This is a genomic window from Escherichia sp. E4736, from assembly GCF_005781225.1.
Taxonomy (GTDB): domain Bacteria; phylum Pseudomonadota; class Gammaproteobacteria; order Enterobacterales; family Enterobacteriaceae; genus Escherichia.
Window position 1 is genome coordinate 1 of the sequence record NZ_VATT01000053.1, and the last position, 5,537, is coordinate 5,537.

Below are 5,537 nucleotides of genomic sequence, written 5' to 3' on the forward strand. Positions count from 1 at the left end.
ATTGCCAACGCCGGGAGGATGCCGGTTAGCGTGCTGCGAAATCCTGCATCGATGGATGACGAAGGCTGGGCGCGTGTTGCTAACGGCATGAATCAGCTTGCAGATTTGGATGTATGGGTAGTCGATGCCTCGCGGTTATCGGTCGAAGAAATACGCTCAATCGCAGAACGACACAAACAGGAAAATCCAAACCTGTCACTCATCATGGCGGATTATCTTGGCCTGATTGAGAAGCCGAAAGCAGACCGCAACGACCTCGCAATTGCTCACATCTCAGGAAGCCTTAAGGCGATGGCGAAAGACCTGAAAACGCCTGTTATCTCCCTAAGTCAGCTTTCACGCGATGTTGAGAAGCGACCAAACAAACGCCCGACAAACGCAGATTTGCGTGATTCAGGAAGCATTGAACAGGACGCAGACTCAATCATCATGCTCTATCGGGAAGCGGTATATGACGAGAACAGTAGCGCCGCGCCATTTGCTGAAATCATCGTGACGAAAAACCGTTTTGGCTCGCTTGGTACGGTTTACCAGCGGTTCTGCAACGGACACTTTGTTGCATGTGACCAGGATGAAGCCAGACAGATTTGCACAGCATCAAATGCACCTGCTGCGCGTGGCAGACGATATGCACAAGGGGCTGACGTATGACCATCTACATCACTGAGCTAATAACAGGCCTGCTGGTAATCGCAGGCCTTTTTATTTGGGGGAGAGGGAAGTGTGGCTGACTGGCAAATTCCAATCATCATTCTTGCCGGAGCTTCGCTGGTTGCTGGCTTTATCCTGCTGAAAAAGCATAAAGACCGTGATCAAAAAGTCGAAGTTCTCTATGGGTATCCAGCGAACAGCACAACATGGCTGACCATTTACCACTACCGAAAATCAGGACGCTGGGTATTCGAATGGGATGATCTGTTCGCTGAAAAGCGACCAAAGTCATGGGGAGACATCAGCGAATGCATGATGTTTGAAGAAAGAAAATCCGGCGCAACCCGAGAAGAGTTTAACGAAGCGTGGGCGCGATTAAGTGAGAGAGGGTATCAATGAGCAGAATTAAATCTGGTTATCCAGGGAATGGGGAATACCCGAAGCCATATTTACCTGTAACAGTGACCACTCAATCTAAGCATCCACATCATTTCAAGCAAAGTGGTACAGCTTATTGGAGTGGCAAGCGGTGGATAGGTATTGATGGGTTCAAAATTGGGTATGCAAAGGTAATTAAATGGGAATTTAACATCGCACACTGGAGTTCATCCCATGAGGAAACTAACGTTTGAACTAAGAAGCCCCATCCATCAGCAGAACGCCATTCAAGCTATCCAGCAAATCCTTCCAGACCCAACCAAACCAATCGTAGTAACCATTCAGGAACGCAACCGCAGCTTAGACCAGAATCGAAAGCTTTGGGCTTGCCTTGGTGACGTCTCTCGTCAGGTTGAATGGCATGGTCGCTGGCTGGATGCAGAAAGCTGGAAGTGTGTGTTTACCGCAGCATTAAAGCAGCAAGACGTTGTTCCTAACCTTGCCGGGAATGGCTTTGTGGTAATAGGCCAGTCAACCAGCAGGATGCGTGTAAGCGAATTTGCGGAGCTATTAGAGCTTATACAGGCATTCGGTACAGAACATGGCGTTAAGTGGTCAGACGAAGCGCGACTGGCTCTGGAGTGGAAAGCGAGATGGGGAGATAAAACTGAATGAACAAATACCAACTTATTTACGCAGATCCGCCATGGCAATATCGCGACAAAGCCAACGATGGCAATCGCGGTGCTGGACATAAATACGATGTTATGAATGTTCAGGACATTTGCCGACTGCCAGTATGGGATTTAGCGGATCCAGAATCTTGCTTGTTAGCGATGTGGTGGGTGCCGACACAGCCAGCCGAAGCGCTAAAGGTAATTGAGGCGTGGGGATTCAGGTTGATGACTATGAAAGGCTTTACTTGGCACAAAACCAATAAGCACAAAGGCAACAGTGCGATCGGAATGGGGCATATGACCCGGGCAAATAGCGAGGATTGCTTGTTTGCCGTTCGAGGGCGGTTACCTGAGAGAATGGACGCTTCAATATGCCAGCACTTTACCGCACCGAGAATGGAGCACAGTGCAAAACCACCGATCGTAAGAGACATGTTAGCTAAGTTGCTTGGCGACGTGCCGCGCTGTGAGTTATTTAGCCGCGACAAAGTGACCGGGTGGGATATGTGGGGAAATCAGTGCGACTCCGATTTTGAACTGGCTCCCGGCATGGCGATTAAACCATGCAAAATGGTGATCGCATGAAGCACTGTTATCGATGTGGAGAGCGAAAGGAAGACGATCGCTTTCGACCAGGACAGCCTTACTGGAATCGATGGTGTCTCCGGTGTGAAAGAACACCAACAGGGGTGTTACCACTACCGCAGGAAAAGGAGGACGTGTGGCGAGACAGCGACGAAGTATCACCGACATAATCTGTGAAAACTGCAAATATCTTCCAACGAAACGCTCCAGAAATAAACGCAAGCCAATCCCAAAAGAATCTGACGTAAAAACCTTCAACTACACGGCTCACCTGTGGGATATCCGGTGGCTAAGAAATCGTGCGAGGAAATGACAATGGATTATTCACAGTTAAGTGATTTTGAAATTAACGTGGCGGTATTCGAAGCCATTCATAACGGATCACCGGATTACAAAGAAGGTGAGAATGGCGATATGGTGTTTGTCTCATTTGAGGGAGACATTGTAAACGGAGACGCAGTTGAAGTAGAAGTTGAGCGCGGATCCTTTAACCCATGCGCAAACCCAGCAGACGCATGGCCGATTATTGAAAAATACAGGATTAGCATTATCAATCTCGATGAAGACGAGTGGGGTGCACGCGGTGTGGCCTACTGTAAATCTAAGCGAGCTATACATGAAAATCCCCTCCGCGCCGCCATGATTGTCTTTCTCATGATGCAGAGAATCCAATAATGCTTAGCCCATCCCAATCCATTCAATACCAGAAAGAAAGCGTCGAGCGGGCTTTAACGTGCGCTAACTGCGGTCAGAAGCTGCATGTGCTGGAAGTTCACGTGTGTGAGCACTGCTGCACAGAACTGATGAGCGATCCGAATAGCTCAATGTACGAGGAAGAAGACGATGGCTAAACCAGCGCGAAGACGATGTAAAAACAATGAATGTCGGGAATGGTTTCACCCTGCATTCGCTAATCAGTGGTGGTGCTCTCCAGAGTGTGGAACCAAGATAGCACTCGAACGACGAAGTAAAGAACGCGAAAAAGCGGAAAAAGCAGCAGAGAAGAAACTACGACGAGAGGAGCAGAAACAGAAAGATAAACTGAAGATTCGAAAACTCGCCTTAAAGCCCCGCAGTTACTGGATTAAACAAGCCCAACAAGCTGTAAACGCCTTCATCAGAGAAAGAGACCGCGACTTACCATGTATCTCGTGCGGAACGCTCACGTCTGCTCAGTGGGATGCCGGACATTACCGGACAACTGCTGCGGCACCTCAACTCCGATTTGATGAACGCAATATTCACAAGCAATGCGTGGTGTGCAACCAGCACAAAAGCGGAAATCTCGTTCCGTATCGCGTCGAACTGATTAGCCGCATCGGGCAGGAAGCAGTAGACGAAATCGAATCAAACCATAGCCGCCATCGCTGGACTGTCGAAGAGTGCAGGGCCATCAAGGCGGAGTATCAGCAGAAACTCAAAGACCTGCGAAATAGCAGAAGTGAGGCCGCATGACGTTCTCAGTAAAAACCATTCCAGACATGCTCGTTGAAGCATACGGAAACCAGACAGAAGTAGCACGCAGACTGAAATGTAGTCGCGGTACGGTAAGAAAATACGTTGATGATAAAGACGGGAAAATGCACGCCATCGTCAACGACGTTCTCATGGTTCATCGCGGATGGAGTGAAAGAGATGCGCTATTACGAAAAAATTGATGGCAGCAAATACCGAAATATTTGGGTAGTTGGCGATCTGCACGGATGCTACACGAACCTGATGAAAAAACTGGAGACGATAGGATTCGACACCAAAAAAGACCTGCTTATCTCGGTTGGCGATTTGGTTGATCGCGGTACAGAGAACGTCGAATGTCTGGAATTAATCACATTCCCCTGGTTCCGAGCTGTACGTGGAAACCATGAGCAAATGATGATTGATGGCTTATCAGAGCGTGGAAACGTCAATCACTGGCTGCTTAATGGCGGTGGCTGGTTCTTTAATCTCGATTACGACAAAGAAATTCTGGCTAAAGCTCTTGCCCATAAAGCAGATGAACTTCCGTTAATCATCGAACTGGTGAGCAAAGGTAAAAAATATGTCATCTGCCACGCCGATTATCCTTGTGATGAATACGAGTTTGGAAAGCCAGTTGATCATCAGCTGGTAATCTGGAACCGCGAACGAATCAGCAACTCACAAGACGGGATCGTGAAAGAAATCAAAGGCGCGGACACGTTCATCTTTGGTCATACGCCAGCAGTGAAACCACTTAAATTTGCCAACCAAATGTATATCGATACCGGAGCAGTGTTCTGCGGAAACCTCACATTGATTCAGGTACAGGGAGAAGGCGCATGAGACTCGAAAGCGTAGCTAAATTTCATTCGCCAAAAAGCCCGATGATGAGCGACGCACCACGGGCCACGGCTTCTGACTCTCTTTCCGGTACTGATGTGATGGCTGCTATGGGGATGGCGCAATCACAAGCCGGATTCGGAATGGCTGCATTCTGTGGTAAGCACGAACTCAGCCAGAACGACAAACAAAAGGCTATCAACTATCTGATGCAATTTGCACACAAGGTATCGGGGAAATACCGTGGCGTGGCAAAGCTTGAAGGAAATACTAAGGCAAAGGTACTGCAAGTGCTCGCAACATTCGCTTATGCGGATTATTGCCGTAGTGCCGCGACGCCGGGAGCAAGGTGCAGAGATTGCCACGGTACAGGCCGTGCGGTTGATATAGCAAAAACAGAGCAGTGGGGGAGAGTTGTTGAGAAAGAGTGCGGAAGATGCAAAGGCGTCGGCTATTCCAGGATGCCAGCAAGCGCCGCATATCGCGCTGTAACGATGCTAATCCCAAACCTTACCCAACCCACCTGGTCACGCACTGTTAAGCCTCTATATGACGCTCTGGTGGTGCAATGCCACAAGGAAGAGTCAATTGCAGACAACATTTTGAATGCGGTAACACGTTAGCAGCATGATTGCCACGGATGGCAACATATTAACGGCATAATATTGACTTACTGAATAAAGTTGGGTAAATTTGACTCAACGATGGATAAATGCACTCGTTAAATAAAGCCCTGAGTTAATAGCTCGGGGCTTTTTGCGTTTTAAGCACGACCTTTCTGAAAGCGCATCAAACCAACTACCAGACAGACCAAAATAATCACCTTATCCGCTGTGGCTACGGTGCGGTGTGCTTTGCATAAAAGAAAACCAGCTCAATGGCTGGCTTCGTGAAAGCGGGTGGCAAGAAGTTGCGCTAACAACCTCCTGCCGTTTTGCCCGTGCATAT

The 5,537-nt window shown here is 48.4% G+C and carries 12 protein-coding genes; all 12 read left to right on the forward strand.

The features are described 5' to 3' along the window. A partial coding sequence (locus tag FEK46_RS22600; protein ID WP_240731151.1) for a DnaB helicase C-terminal domain-containing protein occupies window positions 1-651 on the forward strand: 651 nt, incomplete at its 5' end. Between the two features lie 72 nt (window positions 652-723). Further along, complete coding sequence (locus tag FEK46_RS22605; protein WP_021823881.1) at window positions 724-1,050, forward strand: hypothetical protein; 327 nt, start codon at window positions 724-726, stop codon at window positions 1,048-1,050. 213 nt (window positions 1,051-1,263) lie between these two features. Continuing rightward, entirely contained in the window at window positions 1,264-1,704 is a 441-nt protein-coding gene (locus tag FEK46_RS22610; protein ID WP_063082836.1) for a recombination protein NinB, read from the forward strand. Next, entirely contained in the window at window positions 1,701-2,291 is a 591-nt protein-coding gene (locus tag FEK46_RS22615) for an MT-A70 family methyltransferase (RefSeq protein ID WP_021560741.1), read from the forward strand. Before FEK46_RS22610 ends, FEK46_RS22615 begins: the two co-directional genes overlap by 4 nt. Further along, on the forward strand, window positions 2,288-2,461 hold the full coding sequence (gene ninD / locus FEK46_RS22620; protein WP_000679700.1) for a protein NinD: 174 nt from the start codon (window positions 2,288-2,290) through the stop codon (window positions 2,459-2,461). Before FEK46_RS22615 ends, ninD begins: the two co-directional genes overlap by 4 nt. Further along, entirely contained in the window at window positions 2,428-2,604 is a 177-nt protein-coding gene (locus FEK46_RS22625; protein WP_025723712.1) for a NinE family protein, read from the forward strand. Before ninD ends, FEK46_RS22625 begins: the two co-directional genes overlap by 34 nt. A 2-nt stretch (window positions 2,605-2,606) precedes the next feature. Further along, window positions 2,607-2,966 carry a phage protein NinX family protein gene (locus FEK46_RS22630; protein WP_000386657.1) on the forward strand — a complete coding sequence of 120 codons (360 nt, stop codon included), beginning with the start codon at window positions 2,607-2,609 and terminating at the stop codon, window positions 2,964-2,966. Next, a complete protein-coding gene (locus tag FEK46_RS22635; protein ID WP_024236139.1) occupies window positions 2,966-3,142 on the forward strand; it encodes a protein NinF in 177 nt (58 codons plus the stop codon). The genes FEK46_RS22630 and FEK46_RS22635 overlap by 1 nt, the downstream gene beginning before the upstream one ends. Beyond that, on the forward strand, window positions 3,135-3,746 hold the full coding sequence (locus FEK46_RS22640) for a recombination protein NinG (RefSeq protein WP_135559903.1): 612 nt from the start codon (window positions 3,135-3,137) through the stop codon (window positions 3,744-3,746). Before FEK46_RS22635 ends, FEK46_RS22640 begins: the two co-directional genes overlap by 8 nt. Then, window positions 3,743-3,949, forward strand: coding sequence for a phage NinH family protein (locus FEK46_RS22645; protein ID WP_000144614.1), 207 nt, complete (start codon window positions 3,743-3,745; stop codon window positions 3,947-3,949). Before FEK46_RS22640 ends, FEK46_RS22645 begins: the two co-directional genes overlap by 4 nt. Further along, window positions 3,927-4,592 carry a serine/threonine protein phosphatase gene (locus FEK46_RS22650; protein ID WP_135559902.1) on the forward strand — a complete coding sequence of 222 codons (666 nt, stop codon included), beginning with the start codon at window positions 3,927-3,929 and terminating at the stop codon, window positions 4,590-4,592. Before FEK46_RS22645 ends, FEK46_RS22650 begins: the two co-directional genes overlap by 23 nt. Next, entirely contained in the window at window positions 4,589-5,212 is a 624-nt protein-coding gene (locus FEK46_RS22655; protein ID WP_135559901.1) for an antitermination protein, read from the forward strand. Before FEK46_RS22650 ends, FEK46_RS22655 begins: the two co-directional genes overlap by 4 nt. The last annotated feature ends 325 nt before the right edge of the window (window positions 5,213-5,537 follow it).